Raw genomic sequence first — 25,788 nt, forward strand, 5'->3', positions numbered from 1 at the left:
TTATAATGTGCACTTGTGCATGTGCGTTGAGTTTTCCGTTCTCAGGCAGTACATCCTTATCTGCCTCGAATCCTTCACGTATTGGTTAAATAAACATGTATTAGTTAAATAAATTGAGTGTTCTAAATCTTTGGTTTAATCCAAGTAGTCATAACCTGGAATGGTTAAAAAGTTGGTCAGTTCATCACTGGTGGTGAGCCTTGCCATCAAGTCTGCCGCTTCTTCAAATCGACCAGTTTGGTAGCGCTGTTCACCAATTTCTTGCTTCACGACTTCAATCTCTTCTTTCAGATACAGTTCGAACAGCTCTTTAGTGACCTTCAATCCGTTGTCGAGCGACTTGCCGTGTTGAATCCATTGCCAGATAGAAGCACGTGAGATTTCTGCCGTTGCTGCGTCTTCCATCAGTCCGTAAATCGGCACACAACCGTTGCCAGAGATCCAAGCTTCGATGTATTGCAACGCAACGCGGATGTTATGGCGCATGCCCTCTTCTGAGCGTTCACCTTCGCACGGTTCAAGCAGCTCTGCGGCGGTGATTGGTGCGTCTTCTGAGCGGCTCACGTCCAATTGGTTGGTGCGCTGCCCCAGTGTGGCACTGAACACTTCCATTGCGGTGTCTGCCAAACCTGGATGTGCAACCCAAGTGCCGTCATGACCGTTGTTGGCTTCTAGCGATTTATCGTTGTGGATCTTATCCAGTACTTTTTGGTTTTCTTGTGGGTCTTTAGCCGGAATAAAGGCTGCCATGCCGCCCATCGCAAATGCGCCACGCTTATGACAAGTGCGCACCAATAATCTTGAGTAAGCGTTGAGGAATGGCTTTTCCATGGTCACCACTTGGCGATCCGGAAGTACGCGATCTGGGTGGTTTTTCAGTGTTTTGATGTAGCTAAAAATGTAATCCCAACGACCACAGTTCAAACCAACGATGTGCTCTTTCAGAGAGAACAGAATCTCATCCATTTCGAATACGGCTGGTAAGGTTTCAATCAGCACAGTCGCTTTGATGGTGCCTGTATCCAAACCGAAATATTCTTCGGTGAAATGGAATACTTCGCTCCACCACTTCGCTTCATGATGCGATTGCAGTTTTGGAATGTAGAAGTAAGGACCGCTTCCCTTTTTCAGTAGCGCTTTGTAGTTGTTGTAGAAGTACAGAGCGAAATCGAATAGCGCACCTGGAATGATCTGACCGTGCCACGTTACGTGTTTTTCTTTTAGATGCAGTCCGCGAACACGGCAGATCAACACCGCTGGGTCTTCTGCCAGCTGATAGTGTTTGCCATTGCCAGGGTTGGTGTAACTGATGGTGCCATTAACAGCGTCGCGCAGGTTGATTTGACCATCCAGCACTTTACTCCACGCAGGGGACATCGAATCTTCGAAGTCTGCCATGAACACTTTTACATTCGCATTCAGTGCGTTAATCACCATCTTGCGATCAGTCGGTCCTGTAATCTCCACTCGGCGATCTTGCAGATCTTGCGGGATTCCAAGGATCTTCCAGCTTCCTTCACGAATGTCTTGTGTCTCTGGTAGAAAGTCTGGCAATTCACCAGCGTCGATGCGTGCTTGCTTCTCTTCTCGTGCTTCCAGCAACTGTTCAACACGTCCGGCAAATTTTTCACACAGTAGAGATAAAAAGGTTTGGGCTTCAACAGGGAAAATTGCTTGATGTTCAGGAGCAACGACTCCATTCACCTCAAGCATGCCTTGGGTTTGCTTTAGTTGTTGTGTTTTTTGTTCTGTCTGAGCAAGCATAATCATTCATCCTTAACGTGCTTTATCCATCTTGGGCAGTCAGCCTAAAGCTACATTTGTAAGTTATGAACAACAAATTACATCCTTCGATTTGGTGTTCACTTCGCTTCGTTGTGTCTATACCTTGCGCAACCTGAATTGCTTTTTCAATCTAGACATAAGTCTTACAAGCCTTTAATTAAGCTAACTCAACAAAGGTTTAAGCGAAACCCCTCAAGTAAACAAAACGTTAAATTCAAAGTTTTATTCGGTATCAAACAAGTGTTTGATTTTTGAGTTCAATTTGTAAGTTATTACGTAATTAAATTACATTAAATTTACAGGTTATTTTTAAATTCAAACAAGCGTATGAATAGTGAGGCAGGAGAAAAATCCTTGTATTCACAAGGGCTAGGAAGAGGAAATTAAACGCGACTTAAACGCGTTACACAGGCAGTTGTGTAAAATTAACATTGTGAAATTTCACTATTTTATGAAAGCTTCATGAAAGTTCATCTGTAAAATTTTACAAGTCAAAGTTCACGCGCAGAATAAAATGCTAAAAAGCGCACTATTTCTAGTGCGCTTTTTGATATTAGATCGGGAGTAGCAGGCTAATACTAATAGCTAAAGCAGTTCAGAGACGACTTCTGCCAATTGATTGAAAGTGTTTGATCGTGACGAGCTCGGACGCCAAACCAAACCAATATCGCGATATGCTTGCTGACCAGGAGGGTCGATCACCACCAAGTTCTGGTTGTGTAGCAAACCATGATCAATCGCCATTTGCGGAATAAACGTGGTGCCCAGACCATTCGCCACCATTTGCACCAATGTATGAAGACTGGTTGCGGTGAATGGGTTGATCTTCTCTTTGTCCGTTAGCTTACATGCTGAAACCGCGTGCTCTGTAAGACAGTGCTCTTTCTCTAATAAGAAGACGGATTCATCTGGCAAGTCTGCATAACGGATCGGCACAGGTACGGAATCCGCTTGATTGGCGCTGATAACCATGCGGAACGGGTCTTGCCCCACCACTCGGCTTTCCATTCCTTCTATTTCTACTGGCAGAGCCAGAATCAACACGTCCAACTCACCGTGGCGAAGTGCTTGCAGCAAGTTGGTCGTCGTATCTTCTCTTAATAGAAGGTTTAATTGAGGGAAGCGGTAGTTCACCTCTTGAACAAGGTCGCACAATAAGAAAGGAGCAATGGTCGGAATACAGCCTACTTTAAGCTGCCCTTCCATATCATCGCCTTGGCATAAACGCCCCAGCTCAACAAGATCTTGCCCTTTGGCGAGAAGTTCTCGACCATGCTGCACCACCATCTCACCAGCTTGGGTGAAAACCAATGGGCTTTTTTTATCTTTCTTTTCGTAAAGCGGGCAACCAATCAACTCTTCAAGGTTTTGGATGCCTTTACTTAAGGTAGATTGACTGACAAAACAACGCTCAGCAGCATCACTAAAATGTCGAGTTTCGTGCAGAGTGACCAAATAGTGTAACTGCTTCAAGCTAGGCCATTTATTCATAATTCTATTTGTATCTATTGCTGTTCCAGTGATCGAGATAATAGTTTCGGTGTTATCGCTTTTTTCGATGAACTCAATCTATTTATTTCGCTTTTTTCAATACTACAATCTGTACTATAGTTTGTCTCGCACAAACACGGACCAAACCTAAATAACTGAATGTAGGTTTGGAGCAAACCAAAATTTTTAGGAGCAAAAAAATGGTACTAGTAGGTCGTCAAGCCCCTGACTTTACTGCAGCAGCTGTTCTAGGTAACGGCGAAATCGTTGAAAACTTCAACTTTGCAGAATTCACTAAAGGTAAGAAAGCAGTAGTATTCTTCTACCCACTAGATTTCACTTTCGTTTGCCCATCTGAGCTAATCGCATTCGACAACCGTCTAGCTGATTTCCAAGCTAAAGGTGTTGAAGTAATCGGTGTTTCTATCGATTCTCAGTTCTCTCACAACGCATGGCGTAACACTGCTATCGAAGATGGCGGTATCGGTCAAGTTAAATACCCTCTAGTTGCTGACGTTAAGCACGAAATCTGTAAAGCGTACGATGTAGAGCACCCAGAAGCAGGCGTTGCTTTCCGTGGTTCTTTCCTAATCGACGAAGACGGTCTTGTACGTCACCAAGTAGTTAACGATCTACCTCTAGGTCGTAACATCGACGAAATGCTACGCATGGTTGATGCACTAAACTTCCACCAGAAGCACGGCGAAGTATGTCCTGCACAATGGGAAGAAGGTAAAGCAGGTATGGACGCATCTCCAAAAGGTGTTGCAGCGTTCCTATCTGAGCACGCAGACGACCTAAGCAAGTAATAGACACTGCCACCCAAGCTCAATGGGTGTGTTGGTTGGATGTATATATAAAGCAAAAAGCTATAGCGGAAAAACCGCAAACGCCAATCAGTCTAAGTAAAGTCATAAAAAAGCCCAGAGTTCGCTCTGGGCTTTCTTTTTATCTGCACTTTTGAAAAGTAAAAGAGGCAAGCATCACGTAAAAAGTTTACCTCTATTTCCCTCGGTCTTAGTACAGATTCTCCCCTTTCGTCCTGCTAGTATTTGCTGTAATTACAATAATTCAGGACAACCTCGTGAACACTCAACTTGAAGTCTGTATTGATAACATTGAATCTCTCCACAACGCGATTGCCGGTGGTGCAACCCGCATCGAACTCTGCTCTTCACTTGCTTTGGGTGGCTTAACCCCAAGCTATGGCTTTATGCAGCAAGCCGCTAAACGCTCTACTATTCCGGTTTACGCGATGATTCGCCCTCGCCAAGGTGACTTCTTCTACAGTGAGGAAGAAATCGAAATGATGCGTTGGGATATTGAAGCCGCTAAACAAGCTGGCTTGAATGGTGTCGTGCTCGGCGTGCTCACTCAAGACGGCGACATTCATATGCCGTACGCAACGGCACTGTGTGAATTTGCTCAAGCGCTTGGCTTAGGCGTGACTTTCCATCGTGCCTTTGACCAGTGTCGTGACGCTGAAAAAGCTTTGGAAGAAGTGATCAGCTTAGGCTGTGAACGTATTTTGACTTCCGGCCTTGCGCCTTCTGCACCGCAAGGTATCGATGTGCTTAAAGCCTTAGTTGAGCAAGCGCAAGGACGCATTGCGATCATGGCGGGCGCCGGAGTGAATGCGGACAATGTTAGTCAGATCGTTGAACAAGCCAAAGTCACCGAAGTGCATTTATCGGGCAAGACAACTCGCCCTAGTCACATGATCTTTATTGCCGAGCAAAGTAAAATGGGCGCTGCCGATGTGGATGATTTTTCGATTCCTGTCACCAACACCGACGCTATCGCGAACATGGTAACAGCTCTCAATTAAGCGCTTTCAAATCCCGTCTTTAGTTATTGAGTGCTAACATATTGATAACTAAGGACGGGAGGAAACATGGCGAAACTAAAGAAAAAGGAATACGAAGAAGCACTAGAACAGCTGCAAATTGAGTTGGTTAAGCTCCAAGAGTGGGTCAAACACAAAGGGCTTAAAGTCGTGGTACTTTTTGAAGGACGTGACGCCGCTGGCAAAGGTGGCACCATCAAACGCATCACTGAAAAACTCAACCCTCGTGTCTGCCGTATCGCAGCCCTTCCCGCCCCAACAGAGAAAGAAAAAACACAATGGTACTTCCAGCGCTATGTGGCACACCTACCTGCTGCTGGGGAAATCGTGCTGTTTGACCGCAGTTGGTACAACCGTGCTGGCGTAGAGAAAGTCATGGGCTTTTGTACCCCAGATCAATATGAAGAGCAAGAAAAGCGTTTTCTAGAACGTATCAATACTCCTATCAAACGCTGGAAGTTCAGCCCGATGGATTTAGAATCGCGTAATCGCTGGGCAGAATATTCAGAGGCAAAAGACAAAATGTTTGCTTATACAGACACCAAACACTGTCCTTGGTGGGTAGTGCCTTCTGATGATAAAAAGAAAGCACGTTTGAATTGTATCAGCCACTTGCTCAGCCAAGTAGAATACGAAGAGCTCGAACATCCGGTGATTGAACTGCCAGAACTGAACAAAGAAGGGTATGTTCGTGCACCTATCGACGATCAAACCTTCGTACCCGATAAATATTAGAGATGTACCATGGCGAAAGACCTGTTTCACACCCTTGACCTGAATCTGCTCAAGACCTTTATGATTTTGATGCAAGAGAAGAACATGCGTAAAGCCTCTCAGCGCTTGTTCGTCTCACAGCCCGCCATCAGTCAAGCGCTACAAAAGCTACGTAATCACTTCGATGACGAGCTGTTTGTGAAAGTAAAAACAGGTCTTGAACCGACACCTTTCGCCGAATCTCTCGCCAACGATATTACGCCGCACCTCGATGGTTTAGCTGCCGCAGTTAATCGCTCTCATCAATTTGATCCTGCTGAAGTGGACAACAAAATTCGAATTGCATTAGCACCAATTACGATGACTTGCTTGCCCGGTTTCCTCTTCGAACAAATGAGAGCGTTAGCCCCTAACGCTCAACTTGAATTAGTTGGTTGGTCGAACAGTACGGTTGATGAGATCTTGAAAGGTGAAACACTGATGGGAGTAAATTACGAGTTACTTCTAACCAACAAAGAGATCTACACGCCGAAGCTACTGGATTTGAAAGGGCGTATTTTTGTCCGAGAAGATCACCCAATCACCAAACCTCATGTTGAACCACATGATCTTGGCGGATACCCAATTGCTTCTTTGATTTCCCCTGGGTGGAACGACAAGTTCAGTTACGCGTCTGAGCTTCTTACCGAAATGGGCGTTGAACACAGCATTGGCTTTCGCTCAGAAATGATCTCTGCAATACTTGATGTCGTCAAACACACTGACATGTATTTGCCTCACTCCAATTTACTTCCGGTTGAGCAATTTCCGGGATTAAGAGCCGTTGACGTCACGATTGATGGTCAACCACAAATGAAGTCTATTCACGCTCATATGCATGTGAGAAACCGCAATAATCCACTCGTCAGTTGGCTCGTTGGCCTTATCCAACAAGGTTTAACAATACAAGCTAACAAGCCTTAACCTGATAAGAAATTATTATCACCAAAATAATTAGACCTACTTAGTCATAAAAAATACTTCTCAATAAGATAGCCCTGCTTCAAAGGGAATTTAGAAAGAGCGATTGCTTACAGTAAGGATGCTGTTCCTCGTTTACTTATTGAGAGTTCAGACATGACACATAAACTTGTAAAGCTTACTGCTGCTAGTGCCCTTCTTGCTTCTTTCAGCTCATTCGCAGGCCACATTCCAGATCGCCCAAACCCAGGTACTCCAACTAACCCAATTCAAGGTGTACCAGAGCAACCGGTTCTGCCTGAAGTTGATAACGGTGTTCCTGGTGTGCCAGATCGTCCACGCCCAGATTTATCGCCAACACCACCAATTGAAGCAGCCCCGGAACATCCAACGCTTCCAGAAGTCGATAATGGCGTTCCTCATGTTCCAGACCGCCCAACGCCACAACTGCCATCAAACCCTATCGAAAATAATCCGACGGATGATCGTCTCAACCACTTAGAAGGCTTGGCAGCAGAATACGATTACCGCCTAAACCAACAAGCAGAACAAATGGATGGTATTCGCGCAAGTCTACATGCTGTCACCAACGCTCGTCCTTATGCGACTCATGGCGAACTGGCAATCGGTGCAGGTGTTGGCTTCTCAGGTAGCAAAGAAGCGGTCGCGGTTGGCGGTGCTTACGGCCTAACAGACCAAGTTAGTTTATCAGGCACCTTCCACTACGAATCATCGGGTAAGTACTCTTCCTCTGACGTTGCTGGCGGCGTTGGTGTCCAAATCAGCTTTAAGTAAGCACAAGTTCATTCAGTAAGTCCATTTGCCAAGGAAGGCATCTTTTTAGGTAGAACTATGAAACGCACCCTTTCTCTTATTGCCCTGATTATCACACCGCTTTCAGCCCAAGCTTCTGGTGTATTTATTTCTCCAGAAGTGAAAGTTGGCTCGTTTCGTGGCGCTGGTATTCAATTTGGCACCAATGATGTCGCTGGCTTTGATGCGCTCTATTTTGATTACTCTCGAGTGACCTACACTAGTGGGAACTTTGATGAAACCATCGATGCCTATCGCGTTGGTTTTCAACACATGTTTGACCACCAGCCACAAATGGGCTTTCAAGCCAGTCTTGGTATAGCCAGTTATGATGGGACTTACAAAGAAGAGAAAAGAGATACCACTGGACTGAGCATCGGTGGTGCTTATGTGTATCAGGTGAATCCGATTCTCTCAGTCAGGGCAGGAGCGGATTTGGATATCTTTAAAGACGACAAAACCCACACGTTTACCGATACGGCAATTAATTTCTCTGTGGGTTTTGGTCTGCGGTTATAAGGTTATTTCAGTACGTCATCGATGCTTTGATCACCTAGATGGCGTACGTCTTTCCCTTTCACGAAGTAGATAATGTATTCACAGATGTTCTGGCAACGGTCACCTACACGTTCAATAGCACGTGCAGACCACATCACTTGCAGAATGTGTGGAATGTTTTTCGGATCTTCCATCATGTAAGTCATCAGCTGACGAATCACCGCTTCGTATTCCGCATCCAACTTATCATCAAGCTTGTGCACTTCTGCTGCTGCTTCGACATCCATGCGCGCAAAGGCATCGAGCACTTGGTGAAGCATTTGGATTGCTTGCCGACATAAAGGCTCTAACGAGACTTGGAATTGGCGCTCTTTCGATGATGGGCTTTCAATCGCCACGTAGGCAATACGCGTTGCAACATCACCAATACGCTCAAGATCTGTGATGGTCTTAATGATAGCCATGATTAAGCGTAAATCTTTTGCCGTAGGCTGACGCTTAGCGATGATGCGAGTACAAGCGTCATCAATCGACACTTCCATCGCATTAACTTTGTGATCATCACGCACAACTTTACGCGCCAGTTCGATGTCTTCCTTGTGCAAGGCCTGAATAGCATACGACAACTGCTGTTCTACCAAGCCTCCCATGGTAAGTACATGGGTACGAATCGATTCTAGCTCTACGTTAAATTGTCCTGAGATGTGACGTCCAAAGTGCATGGCTTTCCTTTTAATCCTTGAAAGGTCGCGGCTTAACCGTAACGACCGGTAATGTAATCTTCGGTTTGTTTCTTCATTGGAGAAGTGAAGATCGAATCCGCATCCGAGTATTCAATCAACTTACCCATATGAATGAACGCAGTGTGGTCACTGACGCGCGCCGCTTGCTGCATGTTGTGGGTAACGATAACCACAGTATATTGAGTCTTGAGCTCGTTGATAAGCTCTTCAATAGTTAAAGTTGAGATTGGATCCAACGCTGATGTCGGTTCATCCAATAATAGTACTTCTGGCTCAATCGCAACGGCGCGCGCAATCACCAAACGTTGTTGCTGACCACCAGAAAGTCCAAATGCGTTTTCATGTAGACGGTCTTTTACTTCGTCCCATAATGCCGCAGAACGCAGTGAACGCTCGACCGCATCGTCCAACATGCGACTGTTCTTCACACCTTGTAGACGAAGACCGTAAACCACGTTCTCGTAAATCGACTTAGGGAATGGGTTTGGACGCTGGAATACCATGCCTACTCGGCGGCGCAGCGTGGCAACATCCACACTTGGGTTATACACATTCTTACCGTGCAAACGTACTTTTCCTGTCACCTTACAACCTTCGACTAAATCGTTCATTCGGTTGATACAACGCAGCAATGTGGATTTACCACAGCCGGACGGTCCGATGAATGCGGTTACGCGTCCTTTAGGGATACGCATGGAGATATCATGCAGCGCCTGAGCCTGACCATAGAAAAGATTAAGGTTCTCGATCGAGATAGCCGTTTGTTCATCCGTCAGGTTGTGCACATCCAATGGCGGCTCATAACCTAATGTATTATCAAAGTTAAACATGCTTAATCTTGTCCTAAAGTTCGGTATTTCTCTCGCAGATTATTACGAATACTGATTGCTGTTAAGTTTAGTCCGACAATAACCGTTACGAGTAAGAAGGAAGTGGCGTAAACCAACGGACGCGCAGCTTCGATATTAGAGGTCTGGAATCCAACATCGTAAATGTGGAAGCCTAGGTGCATAAACTTTCTGTCCAAATGCACATAAGGGAATTGCCCATCCACCGGTAAGCTAGAAGCTAACTTCACGACCCCCACCAGCATCAATGGTGCTACCTCACCCGCAGCGCGAGCAATTGCGAGAATCAAACCAGTGATTATCGCAGGGGTTGCCATAGGCAAAACCACACGCCACAAGGTCTCAAACTGTGTTGCACCCAAGGCTAACGAGCCATGACGAACTGAACTCGGAATACGGGTTAAACCTTCTTCTGTGGTGACAATTACTACTGGTAGAGTCAAGACCGCTAGCGTCAATGCCGACCACAACAGACCCGGCGTACCAAAGGTTGGAGCGGGTAATCTCTCAGCGTAAAACAGGTTATCGATAGAGGCACCAATGGTGTAAACAAAAAAGCCCAAACCAAATACGCCGTAAACAATAGAAGGAACACCGGCAAGGTTAATCACCGCAATACGGATCACTCGAGTTAGGGCATTGTTTTTAGCATATTCATGCAAATAAATCGCCGCAACCACACCCAATGGCATCACGATGATCGACATGATGATAACTAAGAAAACCGTACCGAAAATCGCTGGGAAAACACCACCTTCAGAGTTCGATTCACGAGGGTCTTCGGATAAGAACTTCCAAACCTGTTTCCCCCAATGGGCAACCTTTTCAGGCAGTGACATTTGGTTTGGATACCAGTAGTCCAAAATGTCTTCTAATGGAATCGAAACTTGAGTCCCAGTCATGTCTTCGACAATCAGCGCATAATCAGAGAAGCCCAGACGCAGTCCATCAAGCTGCATGTCTAGCTTGGCTAACTCAGCTTCAATTTCTGCCTTACGCTTGCTGTTGTTTGCTAAAAAGTCTTCAGTGATGGTGTCGTTAAGCTCATGCTTACGTTTGTCTAAACGAAGCTGCTCCAATTGCCATCCCAAGTCTTTTACTTGGTCATCCACCAGCATGTCGATTTCATGATGCAAGGTTTCGGCATCTTCGAGTTTTTGATCCAAAAGCTTTTGAATGTTGTTTTCGTAACGCGTTTTACCATCTTGGAAGGCAACAAACTTACCGAAGAAGTAGCCACCGCTACTGCGTTCAATCACTGCCCATTCGCCCGGCGTCGTTGGGTCATCCAACTGCATTCTCAACACAGAGATAAAGTCCGCTGGATACAATTCACGGTTGGCAATTTTGATATTTAGGCGCGTCGCAAACTCTTCGTCTTCTGCGAGTTTATCTGCTGCTTCTTTTGGCAGGTAACTTCTTGGCACAAAGCTGCGCTCGTATACCTGACCAACCAGAATCGAGTTTTCATGCAGCACTTCGCCCTGCACCGGAGTCAGCGCAGCAACATTCCATTGATAAAGTGGCGCAGGCCAGAAGTAAGTAAGCCCCTTCCAGCCAATCAATAGCAATAACCCGAGGACAGAAAGCAGACTGATGCTTACCGCTCCCCCAGTTAACCAAATCCAAGGTGCGCCAGAACGAATCCAATTTAACACGCTATTACTCGCTCTTTCGTTAACTGATTACAACGCACGATATTTATCTCTTAGTCTTTGACGAACCCATTCCGCCAAGGCGTTCACCGCAAAGGTGAAGACAAACAAAATTAATGCCGATAGGAACAACAATCGGTAGTGCGAACTGCCTACTTCCGACTCTGGCAATTCAACCGCAATGGTCGCCGACAAGCTACGCAAGCCCTCTAGTACGTTCCAATCCATTAATGGCGTATTACCCGTCGCCATTAATACAATCATTGTTTCGCCCACAGCGCGCCCAAGTCCCATCATGATTGCCGAGAAAATCCCCGGACTGGCTGTCAGCAGGACCACATAAATCAGCGTTTGCCATGGCGTCGCGCCAAGTGCTAATGAACCATCCGATAAGTGTTTCGGCACAGAGAAAATCGCATCTTCGGCAATGGTGAAAATCGTTGGAATAACCGCAAAGCCCATAGCCAAACCAACCACCAGCGCGTTACGTTGGTCAAAACCAATACCATGGTCAGTCAGGAACAAACGCATGTCCCCACCAAAGAAGGCTTGTTCAAGCATTGGTGATATCCACACACCCAAACCGATCAACAGCAGAAGCAAAGGCATCAATACCAAAGCATGCCACCCGTTAGGAAGGCGGTTACGTATCGGTTGTGGGATCAGCGCCCATAGACCGCCCATCACCATGGTGCTCAGAGGCAAAACAAACAACATCACCACAACGGTAATCAAATGGTCTTCCACAATCGGGGCGAACCAAAGTCCGGCAAGGAAACCAATGATAACCGTAGGCAAAGCTTCCATTAACTCGATTGATGGCTTCACCACGCGACGCATACGTGGCGACATAAAGTAAGCGGTATAAATTGCGCCCAGTACAGCCAGTGGTACCGAGAACAACATTGCGAACATCGCCGCCTTGATGGTACCAAACGCAATTGGCACTAAGCTGAATTTCGCCTCGAAGTCATCACTGGCTGAGGTAGATTGCCACACAAATTCGGGCTCTGGGTAACCTTCATACCAAACCTTTTGCCATAAGGAAGACAGAGAGACTTCTGGGTACGGGTTATCAACAAACGCGACATTCAATTCGTCATTTTGCCATGTAATCAGATAGCGCTCGTTATTCGACATCCCCGCCATCACTGGCGCTTGTTTGTAAGCACGCTTAAACAACACCAACTTCTCACTGGTGGTGTAGTGGCTTTGCAACGTACCGTTGGTGTAAAAGCTGTAGAAACCTTTGCGGTGTGAATCGGGAAGTAAATACTTCAGCTCAGACGCCAACTTAAAGTCACGAATGTGAGTCAAAGTTCGCTGGTCGCCCTGCAAGGTATCAAACCACTGCGATACACGACCATCGTTATGTGTAACGAGCAGGGAATACGCCCCAGCCAACAAATCCATCGTTCTCACTGAGTGCTTTTTATCACCCTGAGTCAGATCGATCACTTCACGCACTGAGAACTTGTTGTCGCCTTTCACCAAGACAATCAGCTCTGATCCATTGCGCAAGTAAAGGTTATTGCCATCTGGCGTCAGCAACATTTGGTCTGGCGCATCAAAACCTGAAGAGAAGGTGTAATCATGGGTAACAGGTGATGCATCTAATAGTTGAGGAACCTGCCAACGCGCTTTTATTACGCCGCTTTGTGTTTGCCAAACAAGGGTTGGAGCTTGCGTGGAAGTACTAAAAACAAACTTCTTAACTGGATCGGATGCATCTGTCAGTTGCATGTCCATTGAAGTTCGAAACGGCACTACTTCTGGTGGGCGAGTATTTTCTCGCAGCGTCGCGTTAAATTCCGGTTTGAAGATGTGCGCTTTGCCTTGGTCATCAACCAAACCATACCAACCTAATCCCGGCGCAGACTGAGAAAATGCCACTGGGTTGTTAGCTATTTGCTGAGTGTACAGCGCAGGTTTACTGGAATCATCGAGAGGAAGAAAACGCACTTCACCGGATTGGGTTAACACCAAACCGATTTGAGAGTAATCATCAACGGAAATTGCGAGTGGCTTCCCGCTTTGGGTAGCACGAGCAGCATAATTGGTTTCAATCTCTGCATCAGAAAACAGAGGAATGATCACCATCGCAAGGTAAACAAAGATCAACACAAGAGCAGCAAGAACGCCTACACCACCGGATGTCACTGCAAATCGAACCAAACGATCTTTGATCAATCGTTTTTTATCTTTTTCCTGCAATGAAAACTCGGCTTGTGCCATTGATCTCTCTACCCTTTTTGACTTAGTACTAGAATATGTCGTTAAGATGACAATTATATTACAGATCACATTAAACAACTGAAAAGAATACAACTCTTATGCAGACCGTGTTATGAAATAAATCTGTAACGTAAACCTCATAATGTTCAGGCTCATCTTTTTTATCCCACAGATGAGTGCGGATTTACTTCATTTTAGGCTAGGTAAGGTTATGAGCGCAGAAAAACTCTATATAGAAAAAGAACTTAGTTGGTTGTCTTTTAACGAGAGAGTATTACAAGAAGCCGCTGATAAAACCGTCCCCCTAATCGAACGTATTCGCTTTCTGGGGATCTTTTCCAATAACTTAGATGAGTTCTACAAGGTTCGCTTTGCAGACGTAAAACGTCGGATCTTGATCAGCCAAGAACGAGGTGGAAGCGATAACTCTAAGCACTTGTTAACTAAGATGCAAACCAAAGCATTGAGGCTGAACGAACAATTTGATGAACTGTACGGTGATTTGATCCGAGAAATGGCGCGACGCCGCATTTTCTTGGTTAATGAAAACCAACTGGATGACACCCAAAAGCGCTGGATCACCAAGTACTTTCGCAAAGAAGTCATGCCACACATCACTCCGCTATTGATTAAAGATGACATCGATGTGTTGCAGTTTCTTAAAGACGAATACGCCTACATTACCGTCGATCTGCGCAAAGACGATCATTCCCAATACGCTTTACTCGAAATCCCAACTGACCATCTCCCCCGCTTCGTTATGGTTCCGGAGCAAAAAGGCAAACGTCGCAAGACCATCATCCTACTCGACAACATTATCCGTTACTGTCTGGATGAACTGTTTAAAGGCTTCTTCGATTATGACGAGCTAAATGGCTACGCGATGAAGATGACCCGCGATGCCGAATACGATTTGCGCCTAGAGATCGAATACAGCTTGCTCGAACAGATGTCTGAAGGAGTGAACCAACGCTTAACCGCTATGCCAGTGCGCTTTGTTTACGAGCGTGAAATGCCGCAAGAGATGCTCGATTTCTTGTGCAGCAAACTGCAAATCTCCAACTACGACAGTTTGATTCCCGGTGGTCGTTACCACAACTTTAAAGACTTCATTGGCTTTCCAAATGTTGGTCGTGAGTACCTAGAAAACAAACCCATGCCACCGATGAAGTGTGCGGACTTCGAAGGCTATGCCAACAGTTTCGATGCGATCAAAGCCAAAGACATTTTGCTTTACTACCCTTATCACACCTTTGATCACATCTCTGAACTGGTTCGCCAAGCTTCCTTCGATCCTAAAGTATTGGCGATCAAGATTAATATCTACCGCGTTGCTAAAGATTCGCGCTTGATGAACTCACTGATCGATGCGGTGCACAATGGCAAAAGCGTAACAGTGGTGGTGGAACTGCAAGCCAGATTCGATGAAGAAGCCAATATCGAGTGGTCAAAGGTTCTCACCGATGCAGGCGTGCACGTTATCTTTGGTGCGCCGGGTCTAAAAATTCACTCCAAACTGCTCCTGATTAGCCGCCGCGAAGAAGGTGAAATCGTACGTTACGCGCATATCGGTACAGGTAACTTCCATGAGAAAACCGCACGCATCTACACCGACTTCGCGCTGCTAACTGCAGATCAAGAAATTACCAATGAGGTTCGTAACGTCTTTGGCTATATCGAGAACCCATACCGTCCAGTAAGGTTTAATCACCTCATCGTTTCACCACGCAATTCGCGTAAACAACTCTACCGTTTGATTGATGGGGAGATTGCCAACGCAAAAGCCGGCAAGAAAGCAGCACTGACGATCAAAGTGAATAACTTAGTCGACAAAGGCATCGTCAATAAACTCTATGGGGCAAGCAATGCGGGGGTGAAAATTAATATGATCATCCGCGGTATGTGTTCACTCGTCCCGGGTATTGAAGGCGTGAGCGAGAACATTCGCATCATCAGTATTGTTGACCGCTTCCTAGAGCACCCTCGTGTCGTGATCACCCACAATGATGGCGACCCTCAGGTTTATATCTCATCAGCGGACTGGATGACGCGAAATATCGATCATCGTATAGAAGTTGCCGCTCCGGTTCGTGATCCACGTTTGAAACAGCGAATTATTGATATAACTAACATTCACTTTACCGATACAGTAAAGGCTCGTTTGATAGATAAAGAGATGAGCAACAGCTACGTACCGCGAGGTAATCGTAAAAAAGTTCGCTCACAAGTTGCCATCTACGACTATCTTAAAAATATAGAGAAGCAAACAAGAAAACAAAAAGCAGATGCCTCAAATACTTGAACAAGATGTACGCCATATCGCAGCCATTGACCTTGGGTCGAACAGCTTCCATATGGTGGTGGCGAAAGTTGTTGGAAGTGACCTGCAATTAGTCAGCCGCCATAAACAGCGAGTGCGCTTAGCTGCCGGACTCGATTCAGAGCTCAACCTAAGCCATGCTGCAATGGAGCGAGGCCTTGAGTGCCTCGCGATGTTCGCAGAACGCTTGCAAGGCTTTGAAGCTTCAAACGTAAGAATTGCAGCCACCCACACTTTAAGGCGCGCCAACAACGCCCACCTCTTTATCAAACGAGCCAAAGAGGTGCTGCCTTTCCCAATTGAAATAATCCCGGGTGAAGAGGAAGCTCGCCTCATCTATCTCGGCGTCGCGCATACCCAAGCGGAGTCTAACTCCAAGTTAGTTGTCGATATCGGTGGCGGCAGTACTGAGATGATCATTGGTCAAGAGTTTGAGCCAGAGCTTCTCAACAGTAAGCAAATGGGCTGTGTGAGTTTTACAGAGCAGTTCTTCAATAACGGCAAACTGTCGCGCAAGAACTTCAGCAAAGCGATTCTCGCCGCAGAGCAACGCATGGAATCCATTGCTGCAAAATATCGTAAGAAAGGTTGGGATATTGCCCTCGGCTCTTCTGGTACGATTAAAGCGATTCGCGAAGTCTTGATTGGTTTAGGTCATGAAGACGGGCTGATCACCAATAAGCGTTTGGGTAAGCTCATCGATACATTGTGCGAATTTGAGTCCATTGATGATATCGAGCTTGTTGGTCTGACCGATGAACGCAAGCCAGTCTTTGCCGCTGGTGTGGCCATTTTGTCTGCCATTTTCCAATCACTAAAAATCAACCAGATGTTCTTCTCGGATGGCGCATTGCGTGAAGGTCTGCTCTACGAAATGGAAGAACGCTTCGCTCGTTCTGATATTCGTATGCGCACGACAGAAAACCTCGCAAAACAGCATCGCGTTGATATCGAACACGCAGCACGCGTAAAAGGTCATGCAAGAGAGATGCTGTGCAATGTTCGTTCTGAACTTGGTATCAAGAAGAAGAGTGAGCTGTTTGATTTACTGGAATGGGCGGCTTTGCTACATGAAGTCGGCTTGAGCATCAGTCTGCGCGGTTTCCATCGTCACTCATTCTACATTCTGCTGCACTCCAACTTACCCGGCTTTAACCGCGAACAGCAATTGGTATTGGCGACTTTAGCTCGCTTCCAACGTAAATCCCTCAAGCTTAATGAGTTCCCAGAGTTCAATCTCTACAAAGAGAGTGACATCATCAACTTAATTAAGGTTCTGCGTCTAGCCATTGTGGTCAACGGTCAACGCAATGATGATCCGCTGCCCGAGCTGACATTATCGATAGAAGAAGATAAGTGGGTACTTACCTGCGTAGAAGAAGATTGGTTAGAGAATAACAAACTGCTCGATGCCGATTTGCAGGAAGAGCAGCAACGCTGGGAAAGCGCAGGATGGACATTGAACTTCTAACTACGAACTCAATGAGATAAAGAAAAAGGTCGGCTTATAAACCGACCTTTTTTAATTCCTCTGCAGCGAAATCGGCAGTAATAGGAACATAACCGTCTTTCGCAACCAGTGCTTGCCCTTGGGCTGAGAACATAAAGCGAATGAATTCAGCTTCAATTGGGCTTAACGGATAATCCGGATGTTTATTCACGTATACATAGAGGTAACGCGATAGTGGGTACTTACCTGAAATGATATTTTCACGCACAGGGCTAACGTAATCTGTGCCAGTTTTCGCAATAGGTACTAAGCGAACACCCGCCACGCGATAACCCACACCTGAGTAGCCTACACCACTGATCGTTGAGGCCACAGACTGTACCACTGAGGCAGATCCCGGTTGCTCGTTCACACGAGTTTTAAAATCGCCGCCACACAAGGCATTACTTTTAAAATAACCGTACGTACCCGACACCGAGTTACGCCCAAACAGCTGCAAGTTACGTTTTGCCCACTCGGCTTTGATGCCTAACTCACGCCAGTTGGTGATGAACTCACTTTCGCCACAGCGTAAAGTCGCGGAGAACATCGCATCCAACTGATGGAAATTAAGCCCTTTGATCGGGTTATCTTGATGTACAAAAATACCAATCGCATCAATCGCAACACGAAGCGCCGTTGGCTTGTAACCATGCACCCGCTCAAATGCTTCGATCTCACGCATACGCATTGAGCGACTCATTGGACCGAATTGCGCAGTTTGTTCTGTTAACGCCGGTGGCGCAGTCGATGAGCCAGACGCTTGTACCTGAGCATTAATGTTCGGGTAGATAGATTTAAACTCTTCCACCCAAAGCGTAGTCATGCCTGCTAACGTATCTGAGCCGACAGACAATAAGTTACCGGCTATGCCAGTCGTCTTTTGATAATTCGGCAGCGGTTTATCCTGTGCAACAGCCACGCAGGAAAGCATCAACGTGGCTAGAGTGATCTTCTTGATAGCTTTGGATACAACACTCATTACTTCACCACCAAACGACTTGGTAGGATGAAGGAGAACTTACTGCCGACACCAACTTCACTGTAAATTTCGAGATGAGAATCATGGTGGCTCAACGCGTGCTTAACAATGGCTAAGCCTAGACCACTGCCACCGGTATCGCGTGAACGAGCTTTATCGACGCGATAGAAACGCTCGGTCAATCGGTGTAAGTGTTGTGGCTCAATACCATCACCGCTGTCTTCAACCTCTAAGCAAGCACCTTGTGCGGTTTGATACCAACGTACGTTTATGTGTGCACCGGGTGGGGTGTATTTCACCGCGTTGTACACCAAGTTAGAGATCGCACTACGCAGTTGGTCATCATCGCCGAGCACGCGCAGACTAGAATCCACGTCGAACTTCAACTGATGCTGATCATCACCACTTAGGCTTACCGCTTCCTTCTCTAGCACTTCTAACATGCTAGGGACATTGACCACATCTTCCAACTCATGCATTGGTGCCGCTTCAATCTTAGACAGCGTCAGAAGCTGATTCACCAAACTGTTCATGCGGTTGAGCTGCTCTGTCATCACCCCATGCGCTTTAGTCCACATCGGGCCAACAATCATGTCTGGATCTTCCGTCATCTCAAGGTAGCCTTGCAGTACTGTCATCGGTGTACGAAGTTCATGAGATACGTTAGCGAAGAAGTTACGACGCATACCTTCAAGCTGTTTAAGTTGGCTCACATCACGCACCACCATCAGGTGTTCCCCTTCGGTGTAAGGCACGATACGCAGTTCCAACATTCGCTCGACATTCAAAGGTGAGCGCATTTCTAACGGCTCTGAGAAGTCTTGCTTGTTGATGTACTTAATAAAATCTGGAGTACGAATAAGGTTAGAAATAGGCTGCCCAGAATCTTCCGGCCAGTGGAAACCCAAAAGGTGTTGTGCGAGCTTGTTACACCATACGATGTTACCTTCAGCACGAAACACCACCACCGCATCCGGCAGCGACTCAGCACCATTACGGAAACGGCGAATCAAATTGGTAAGCTCTTTACGCTTGCGACGCTGACGTTGTTGCAATCGGTATAAACCGTTGAATAACGATTCCCAGTTGCCACTACCTGACGGTGGCGTAAGACGCTTTTCATCCCACAACCAAGCCGACAAGCGCACCTGGTTATGCAAATGCCATACAAGCTGCAAAGCCGTAGCCGCCAAAAGCAACCACGGCATATAACCGAATATCCAACCTATTATCACCCAAGGGGTGTAAAAAAAAGCCAGCTCCCAGGCCAGCTTTTTCCAAGTTAATCTTTCAACCACTCATTACTCCAGAAATGGTATTGATAAGCTGCTAGCGATGTTATGCCTTCGTCGAGAAACGGTATCCTGCGCCACGAACAGTTTGGATGAGTTTGTCGTGACCTGCCGCCTCAAGCGCTTTACGCAGACGACGAATGTGTACGTCAACGGTGCGGTCTTCTACATACACGTTAGTACCCCAAACGTTGTTTAGCAGTTGTTCACGACTGTAAACGCGCTCTTGGTGCGTCATAAAGAAGTGCAGCATTTTGAACTCTGTTGGTCCCATATCAACCGCTTCATCATTTGCAGTCACGCGGTGAGAAACAGGATCCAATTTCAGACCTTGTACATCAATCACATCTTCAAGCGCAGTCGGTGTTACGCGGCGAATAACGGCTTTAAGGCGAGCAACCAACTCTTTTGGTGAGAAAGGTTTGGTGATGTAGTCATCCGCGCCAACCTCTAAGCCACGAACCTTGTCTTCTTCTTCACCACGAGCTGTCAGCATTACAACGGGAATGTTGCGAGTTAACTCTTCGCGCTTCATGTGTTTGATGAAGTTAATACCACTGCCACCTGGTAGCATCCAGTCTAGTAGCACTAAATCCGGGAAGGGTTCAGCCAGCTTGGTTACCGCAGAGTCGTAATCTTCTGCTTCTACTGCTTGATAACCTTTCTGTTCAAGCACGAAGCATAGCATTTCGCGAATCGGAGCTTCGTCTTCAACAACCAGAATCCTTCTAGACATAATTGAATAACCTTATGTTAGTTGAGCTAATGAATTTAAAGGACAAAGCGCCCCTCTATGCATAAGCATTATTACTACCAATTATGACACTTTTGTGACCTTTGAAAACAAATTTTCATATAACTTTCTTTTGAGATTCATCATGATCTTTTTCAATTCAATTAGGACAACGCCGGGAAAATTCCCTATGATTAGTCCCTTGTCATCAAGCCTAGAGAAGATTTATGTGGTTTAAAAACTGTCTGGTATACCGCGTTAACCGCGAGGTTAACTTCAACGCCGATCAACTGGAAACTCAACTAGCCGAGTTCCGATTCACCCCTTGTGGCAGCCAAGATAAACAAAAGTTTGGCTGGGTTAGCGCGATGGGTAGAAATGGCGACATGATGACGCACGTTTCTGAAAACCGCATTCTGATTTGCGCTAAGAAAGAAGAGAAGATGCTGCCTGCTTCAGTGATCAAAGATTCACTAAACGCAAAAGTAGAAGCAATGGAAGCACAAGAAGGTCGTCCTCTTAAGAAGAAAGAGAAAGACAACCTGAAAGATGACATCGTAATGGACCTACTGCCACGTGCATTCAGCCGCAGCAGCCACACTTACGTACTTATCATGCCAAAAGAAGGCTTCATCCTTGTTGATGCAAGCAGCTACAAAAAAGCAGAAGACGTGTTAGCACTATTGCGTAAAACAATGGGTAGCCTACCTGTTGTACCAGCAATTCCTGAAGTTGCGATCGAAACGACTCTGACTGAATGGGTGAAAACCGGTGAAACGCCACAAGGCATCACAATGATGGACGAAGCTGAGCTTAAGTCTGTGCTAGAAGAAGGCGGCGTGATTCGTTGTAAGAAGCAAGAGCTTACAACTGATGAAATCCGTAACCACATCGCAGCAGATAAAGTGGTGACTAAGCTAGCACTGAACTGGCAAGATCGTATCGAATTCATCATGGCAGAAGATTCTGGCATCAAACGTCTGAAGTTCTCTGATGAACTAAAAGACCAAAACGATGATATCCCACGCGAAGATCAGGCTGCTCGCTTCGACGCAGACTTCTCTCTAATGTGTGGCGAATTCAGCGCTTTCCTACCAAATCTATACGAAGCATTGGGCGGTCTGCCAAACCCTAACGCTTAATTTCGTACAAAGATTAATCATAATGCCCTCACTTTTTTTGAGGGTGTTTGTTTATCTAAACCATAATTCTCCTAGTCACAGGTCACATTTTGACGTAAAATTTGCGCCCCATTTCCATGAGGTGGAATTGGCCTGACTTGTGATCAGATACTAAGAGAATTGAGCAATGACAACAGAGAAAGCATTCGTACCAGAGCTACTGTCTCCTGCAGGTAGCCTTAAAAACATGCGTTACGCATTCGCCTACGGCGCAGATGCAGTATACGCTGGCCAACCTCGCTACAGCCTTCGCGTACGTAACAACGAGTTCAACCACGAAAACCTACAAATCGGTATCAACGAAGCGCATGCCCTAGGCAAAAAGCTTTACGTGGTATGTAACATCCAACCGCACAACTCTAAGCTTAAAACTTTCATCCGTGACCTTAAGCCAGTGGTAGAAATGGGCCCAGACGCACTTATCATGTCTGATCCAGGTCTTATCATGATGGTTCGCGAAGCGTTCCCAGAAATGCCAATTCACCTGTCTGTACAGGCGAACGCAGTAAACTGGGCAACTGTGAAGTTCTGGGCTGCTAACGGTGTTGAGCGTGTGATCGTTTCTCGTGAGCTTTCTCTAGAAGAAATCGAAGAAATTCGCGAGCACTGTCCTGAAACTGAACTAGAAGTTTTCGTTCACGGTGCTCTATGCATGGCTTACTCTGGTCGCTGCCTACTGTCTGGTTACATCAACAAACGTGACCCTAACCAAGGCACTTGCACTAACGCATGCCGTTGGGAATACAAAGTAGAAGAAGGCAAAGAAAACGACGCTGGCCAAATTGTTGAAGCATTCGATCCAAACGAAGCTCAAGCAATCGAAGTCGCTGACGAACGCCCTGAAACGACTATCGGTCGCGGCAAACCAACTGACGAAGTGGTATTGCTTTCTGAAAGTCACCGTCCAGAAGAAAAAATGGCGGCTTTCGAAGACGAGCACGGCACTTACATCATGAACTCGAAAGACCTGCGTGCAATCCAACACGTAGAGCGTCTAACTAAGATGGGTGTTCACTCTCTTAAAATTGAAGGCCGTACTAAGTCTTTCTACTACTGTGCACGTACGGCTCAGGTTTACCGTAAGGCGATTGATGACGCAGTTGCTGGTCGTCCATTTGATGAAAGCCTAATGGGTACGCTAGAAAGCCTAGCTCACCGTGGTTACACAGAAGGCTTCCTACGTCGTCACACTCACGACAGCTACCAAAACTACGATTACGGCTACTCTGTATCTGATGCTCAGCAGTTCGTTGGTGAATTCACTGGCAAACGTCGTGGTGACATGGCTGAAGTTGAAGTGAAGAACAAGTTCATCGTTGGTGACAGCCTTGAACTAATGACGCCAAAAGGCAACGTAATCTTCACGCTAGAAGCGATGGAAAACCGTAAGTCAGAATCAATTGAAGACGCAAAAGGTAACGGTCACTTCGTATTTATCCCAGTTCCAGAAGACATGGATCTAGAATACGGTCTGTTAATGCGTAACTTAAATGCAGGTCAGGATACCCGTAACCCAACTGGTAAGTAATCATGGCACTACTTATTACCGATAAGTGCATCAACTGTGATATGTGTGACCCAGAGTGCCCTAATGGTGCAATTACTATGGGTGACAGCATTTTCGAAATTGACCCTGCTCTATGTACAGAGTGTAAAGGTCACTACGAAAAACCAACATGTCAGTCAGTGTGTCCAATTACGAAGTGCATTATTACCGACCCAAATCATGTAGAGACTGAAGAGCAATTGCTAGAGAAGTTTGTGATTATTCAAGGGTTAGCGTAATCGAAAGAGGTTCAACTTTGCCGACAAAGTTGAACCTTTTTTTAACCCGATTTTTCGATAGGATAGATATTACAAAACAGCTCTTTCTCGAAGTGATACTCTAGCCTCTCACGCCAATTTTCAGCTTGCGAGACAGGGATCAGATAAAAGTTCTCCCTACTTGTATCAGTAACGAAAGCCATTCCATATTGCATCAGCTCGTAATGCACGTCATTAACAAAGCCTGGGTCAAGGCGTTGGCGCCCAGTCAGGTGATTAACATCCTCTCGAGTCAAAAAGACTCCTTTAGTATCACTGCTAAATCTGTGTCTTAACCACTCTGCAAACTCTTTTGCACAAATCATAGTCATGGTTTTATCCTTGATTAACTCTCGATGGGGAAAAGCCTCCTTACCCATCTCAATACACTTGTCTGCGTTGTCGTTTGTCCTTCACCAACCAACAGACATATTGTTAAGAAATCAGAGAATCGCGACGAAAAGATCTTTCTTAATATTGAATTGCTACCACACTTAAAAACCATGCAACTCTTTGTTTATATGAGATTTCTATAATATGTCACAAAAACCCAAAAGGTCAGTTTTTGTACTGGTATTATTCACTGTAGACAAAAGTATGATCTTTCTCCAGTTTCATAATAGAGATCCAGAGAAAGCATCTTTGGTATTTCCTTGGTAGGACTCGCCACTTATTTCTGCGTAATAAGCGGCTGACATTGTGCAGGCAGTATCTTTTTCTTCTTAGGTTTAGGCGTCACCTTCGTTTTTTTTGTCACAGGAGGAGGCGTTGCTTTCGGCTTCCAACTTGCTAACTCTGCTCCACAGCCATCTCCTGCAGGTGGCGGCGCTTGGTTAACACAATTAGAGCTCGACTCAGGGCAAGTTAATCTTACGTGGAAGTGGTAATGATGCCCCCACCAAGGGCGAACCTTACGTAACCAGTTTCGGTCTTTCTCACCTTCTTGCTTACATAATTGCTCTTTAATCACTGGATGAACAAAGATACGAGCAACATCCTGACTCTTCGCTGCACTCCGAATCAGTTCAAAGTGCCTATCTTCCCAACGGTGTTCTAGAATCTTGTATTTTTTAAGATCGACGACACTCATGGGTTTTGGAAGTTGAAGCTCATTGTAAGAAAGCGGTTCATCAGCCAAGCGCAGCCAAATATCAATATCCAAGCCGGTTTGATGACTAGAGTGGCCAGTAGAAAAACGTCCACCGCGAGCGAGGGATAAGTCCCCAATAAGTAACGTTGTGTTGAGATCTTGATTGGCTTTTTTCGCTAACTCTTCAACAAAGCTAATCGTGTGAGGGTGCCCATAGTAACGCTTCGTTTTACTGCGTAAAACCTGATAACCAATACCATCAAGCGGGAGAGGAGAAGCTCCATCTAAACAGCCATTCGCATAACTGCCGATTGAAGAGGATGTGTTATTTGTGGGACCAGAGACCTGCTCCCACGGAGTAGCATAAAGAGAAGCTGAGAATAGAAAACTTAAACAAAAAGAAAGACTCAGCTTCATCACGCTCATTCCTTAATAGTGGTCACCATTATCATAGTAGCCTTTAGGAGAGAGTGCAGAGAAAATTACCGCAACATCGATATCTTCACCGACAATACCACGAACTTGCTCAGTAATCGCTTTAGCCACTTTATTCTGTGTCTCTTGCCCACGGTCAAACCACAACACCTCAACAAAAGGATAAGCAGCACTTACTTCACCTTCGCTAAAAAATGTACTGTAGATGTATTCGAAAGTGAAATCTTCACGAGGGCAATCCATCAATGGTTGCAGTTCATCGGTAAGAGGTTTTGATAGCGCTTGAACCGTTTGAGGTTCAACAGCTCTAAATCGAAGATGTGGCATAGACTTGCTTCCTAATTATTAGAATTCAGCGCCGATAATAACAGGAACTCGCTCTCTTATCACGCTGAGAGCTTGCAGGCATGCATAAGCCTAAATACCTTAAGGCACACAACTGTTGCTAGGTTACTTGAGAAGAGATGACTCATAGGCCTACGGAGCAGCCTGCACTTCAAATACTTTAAATACCTTCTCTCAGAGAGAAATTTGAAAAGGCCGCAGAAACGAAAAAGCCCCAGCATTGCTGCCGGGACGCGTAGTCTGAGTTTAATATATGACAGGGGTGGACCTGACGATCCAGAGGTTCGACTGAGCTGGCACCCAAGATCCCAACACGCGCTGTTTTGAGTATCAGGGGATCCGTTGCTTTGGTCTTGAGATACAAATACGAAAAAGGCTCTAGTCTTTCGACTAGAGCCTTGAATATGGCAGGGGTGGAGAGATTCGAACTCCCAACACGCGGATTTGGAATCCGCTGCTCTGCCAATTGGAGCTACACCCCTGTTGTTCGTGTTTAATGAGACGACTCTCGAATAAGTGGCGGAGCGGAC

General features: G+C 45.9%; 22 protein-coding genes, 1 tRNA gene and 2 pseudogenes. 11 read left to right on the plus strand and 14 right to left on the minus strand.

Annotation, left to right across the window (positions count from 1 at the left end):
- Positions 1–135: 135 nt before the first annotated feature.
- Positions 136–1,764 (minus strand): malate synthase A, encoded by a 1,629-nt coding sequence (gene aceB / locus KIT90_RS06230; RefSeq protein ID WP_285375886.1) that lies wholly within the window; start codon positions 1,762–1,764, stop codon positions 136–138.
- 606 nt (positions 1,765–2,370) lie between these two features.
- Complete coding sequence (locus tag KIT90_RS06235) at positions 2,371–3,276, minus strand: hydrogen peroxide-inducible genes activator (RefSeq protein ID WP_005440336.1); 906 nt, start codon at positions 3,274–3,276, stop codon at positions 2,371–2,373.
- Positions 3,277–3,476: 200 nt separating this feature from the next.
- Here KIT90_RS06235 and KIT90_RS06240 point away from each other — a divergent pair, with 200 nt between their 5' ends.
- From KIT90_RS06240 to KIT90_RS06265, 6 genes are all read left to right on the plus strand, one after another.
- On the plus strand, positions 3,477–4,085 hold the full coding sequence (locus KIT90_RS06240; RefSeq protein WP_005424820.1) for a peroxiredoxin C: 609 nt from the start codon (positions 3,477–3,479) through the stop codon (positions 4,083–4,085).
- Positions 4,086–4,360: 275 nt separating this feature from the next.
- A complete protein-coding gene (locus tag KIT90_RS06245) occupies positions 4,361–5,104 on the plus strand; it encodes a copper homeostasis protein CutC (protein ID WP_285375887.1) in 744 nt (247 codons plus the stop codon).
- 66 nt (positions 5,105–5,170) lie between these two features.
- Positions 5,171–5,857, plus strand: coding sequence for a polyphosphate kinase 2 (locus KIT90_RS06250; RefSeq protein WP_285375888.1), 687 nt, complete (start codon positions 5,171–5,173; stop codon positions 5,855–5,857).
- 9 nt (positions 5,858–5,866) lie between these two features.
- A complete protein-coding gene (locus KIT90_RS06255; RefSeq protein WP_285375889.1) occupies positions 5,867–6,799 on the plus strand; it encodes a LysR family transcriptional regulator in 933 nt (310 codons plus the stop codon).
- Positions 6,800–6,952: 153 nt separating this feature from the next.
- On the plus strand, positions 6,953–7,591 hold the full coding sequence (locus KIT90_RS06260) for a YadA C-terminal domain-containing protein (protein WP_199483075.1): 639 nt from the start codon (positions 6,953–6,955) through the stop codon (positions 7,589–7,591).
- Positions 7,592–7,648: 57 nt separating this feature from the next.
- Positions 7,649–8,128, plus strand: coding sequence for a hypothetical protein (locus tag KIT90_RS06265; RefSeq protein WP_285375890.1), 480 nt, complete (start codon positions 7,649–7,651; stop codon positions 8,126–8,128).
- 2 nt (positions 8,129–8,130) lie between these two features.
- Here KIT90_RS06265 and phoU read toward each other — a convergent pair whose 3' ends face one another.
- From phoU to KIT90_RS06285, 5 genes and pseudogenes are all read right to left on the minus strand, one after another.
- Positions 8,131–8,829: a phosphate signaling complex protein PhoU gene (gene phoU / locus KIT90_RS06270; protein WP_005440349.1), complete on the minus strand. Its 699-nt coding sequence runs from the start codon at positions 8,827–8,829 to the stop codon at positions 8,131–8,133.
- 32 nt (positions 8,830–8,861) lie between these two features.
- The gene (gene pstB / locus KIT90_RS06275; protein ID WP_005424834.1) at positions 8,862–9,680 is read right to left on the minus strand and encodes a phosphate ABC transporter ATP-binding protein PstB; all 819 of its coding nucleotides are present in this window, start codon (positions 9,678–9,680) and stop codon (positions 8,862–8,864) included.
- Positions 9,681–9,682: 2 nt separating this feature from the next.
- Positions 9,683–10,615, minus strand: a pseudogene (gene pstA / locus KIT90_RS27900) (phosphate ABC transporter permease PstA); the annotation flags it as partial.
- A gap of 509 nt (positions 10,616–11,124) precedes the next feature.
- Positions 11,125–11,356 (minus strand): annotated as a pseudogene (locus KIT90_RS27905) (phosphate ABC transporter, permease protein PstA); the annotation flags it as partial.
- A gap of 27 nt (positions 11,357–11,383) precedes the next feature.
- Positions 11,384–13,588, minus strand: coding sequence for an ABC transporter permease subunit (locus KIT90_RS06285; protein ID WP_285375891.1), 2,205 nt, complete (start codon positions 13,586–13,588; stop codon positions 11,384–11,386).
- A gap of 211 nt (positions 13,589–13,799) precedes the next feature.
- Here KIT90_RS06285 and ppk1 point away from each other — a divergent pair, with 211 nt between their 5' ends.
- Both ppk1 and ppx read left to right on the plus strand, forming a co-directional pair.
- On the plus strand, positions 13,800–15,890 hold the full coding sequence (ppk1, locus tag KIT90_RS06290) for a polyphosphate kinase 1 (RefSeq protein ID WP_005445285.1): 2,091 nt from the start codon (positions 13,800–13,802) through the stop codon (positions 15,888–15,890).
- Positions 15,874–17,379 carry an exopolyphosphatase gene (gene ppx / locus KIT90_RS06295; RefSeq protein WP_285375892.1) on the plus strand — a complete coding sequence of 502 codons (1,506 nt, stop codon included), beginning with the start codon at positions 15,874–15,876 and terminating at the stop codon, positions 17,377–17,379. The genes ppk1 and ppx overlap by 17 nt, the downstream gene beginning before the upstream one ends.
- 34 nt (positions 17,380–17,413) lie before the next feature.
- Here the strand turns inward: ppx and KIT90_RS06300 are convergent, their stop codons facing one another.
- The 3 genes from KIT90_RS06300 to phoB are packed head-to-tail and all read right to left on the minus strand — an operon-like array spanning position 17,414 to position 20,407.
- Positions 17,414–18,379, minus strand: coding sequence for a PstS family phosphate ABC transporter substrate-binding protein (locus KIT90_RS06300; protein WP_029789222.1), 966 nt, complete (start codon positions 18,377–18,379; stop codon positions 17,414–17,416).
- Positions 18,379–19,677: a phosphate regulon sensor histidine kinase PhoR gene (phoR, locus tag KIT90_RS06305; protein ID WP_005445279.1), complete on the minus strand. Its 1,299-nt coding sequence runs from the start codon at positions 19,675–19,677 to the stop codon at positions 18,379–18,381. The genes KIT90_RS06300 and phoR overlap by 1 nt, the downstream gene beginning before the upstream one ends.
- 40 nt (positions 19,678–19,717) lie before the next feature.
- A complete protein-coding gene (gene phoB, locus KIT90_RS06310; protein ID WP_005424836.1) occupies positions 19,718–20,407 on the minus strand; it encodes a phosphate regulon transcriptional regulator PhoB in 690 nt (229 codons plus the stop codon).
- Between the two features lie 224 nt (positions 20,408–20,631).
- Here phoB and rdgC point away from each other — a divergent pair, with 224 nt between their 5' ends.
- From rdgC to KIT90_RS06325, 3 genes are all read left to right on the plus strand, one after another.
- Positions 20,632–21,546, plus strand: a complete 915-nt coding sequence (gene rdgC, locus KIT90_RS06315; RefSeq protein ID WP_038896022.1) for a recombination-associated protein RdgC — start codon at positions 20,632–20,634, stop codon at positions 21,544–21,546.
- A gap of 166 nt (positions 21,547–21,712) precedes the next feature.
- Positions 21,713–23,113 carry a tRNA 5-hydroxyuridine modification protein YegQ gene (gene yegQ / locus KIT90_RS06320; protein ID WP_005440369.1) on the plus strand — a complete coding sequence of 467 codons (1,401 nt, stop codon included), beginning with the start codon at positions 21,713–21,715 and terminating at the stop codon, positions 23,111–23,113.
- Between the two features lie 2 nt (positions 23,114–23,115).
- Positions 23,116–23,370 (plus strand): YfhL family 4Fe-4S dicluster ferredoxin, encoded by a 255-nt coding sequence (locus KIT90_RS06325; protein ID WP_005445273.1) that lies wholly within the window; start codon positions 23,116–23,118, stop codon positions 23,368–23,370.
- A gap of 41 nt (positions 23,371–23,411) precedes the next feature.
- Here KIT90_RS06325 and KIT90_RS06330 read toward each other — a convergent pair whose 3' ends face one another.
- The 4 genes from KIT90_RS06330 to KIT90_RS06345 all read right to left on the minus strand — a co-directional run bounded on the left by KIT90_RS06330 (position 23,412) and on the right by KIT90_RS06345 (position 25,740).
- Positions 23,412–23,720 carry a hypothetical protein gene (locus KIT90_RS06330; protein WP_009705551.1) on the minus strand — a complete coding sequence of 103 codons (309 nt, stop codon included), beginning with the start codon at positions 23,718–23,720 and terminating at the stop codon, positions 23,412–23,414.
- 338 nt (positions 23,721–24,058) lie between these two features.
- The gene (gene mepA, locus KIT90_RS06335; RefSeq protein WP_009705550.1) at positions 24,059–24,895 is read right to left on the minus strand and encodes a penicillin-insensitive murein endopeptidase; all 837 of its coding nucleotides are present in this window, start codon (positions 24,893–24,895) and stop codon (positions 24,059–24,061) included.
- A gap of 12 nt (positions 24,896–24,907) precedes the next feature.
- Positions 24,908–25,240 carry a DUF1904 domain-containing protein gene (locus KIT90_RS06340; RefSeq protein ID WP_009705549.1) on the minus strand — a complete coding sequence of 111 codons (333 nt, stop codon included), beginning with the start codon at positions 25,238–25,240 and terminating at the stop codon, positions 24,908–24,910.
- A gap of 423 nt (positions 25,241–25,663) precedes the next feature.
- A tRNA-Trp gene (locus tag KIT90_RS06345) sits at positions 25,664–25,740 on the minus strand.
- Between the last annotated feature and the right edge of the window lie 48 nt (positions 25,741–25,788).

It is taken from the genome of Vibrio sp. B172a, assembly GCF_030248355.1.
Taxonomy (GTDB): domain Bacteria; phylum Pseudomonadota; class Gammaproteobacteria; order Enterobacterales; family Vibrionaceae; genus Vibrio; species Vibrio owensii.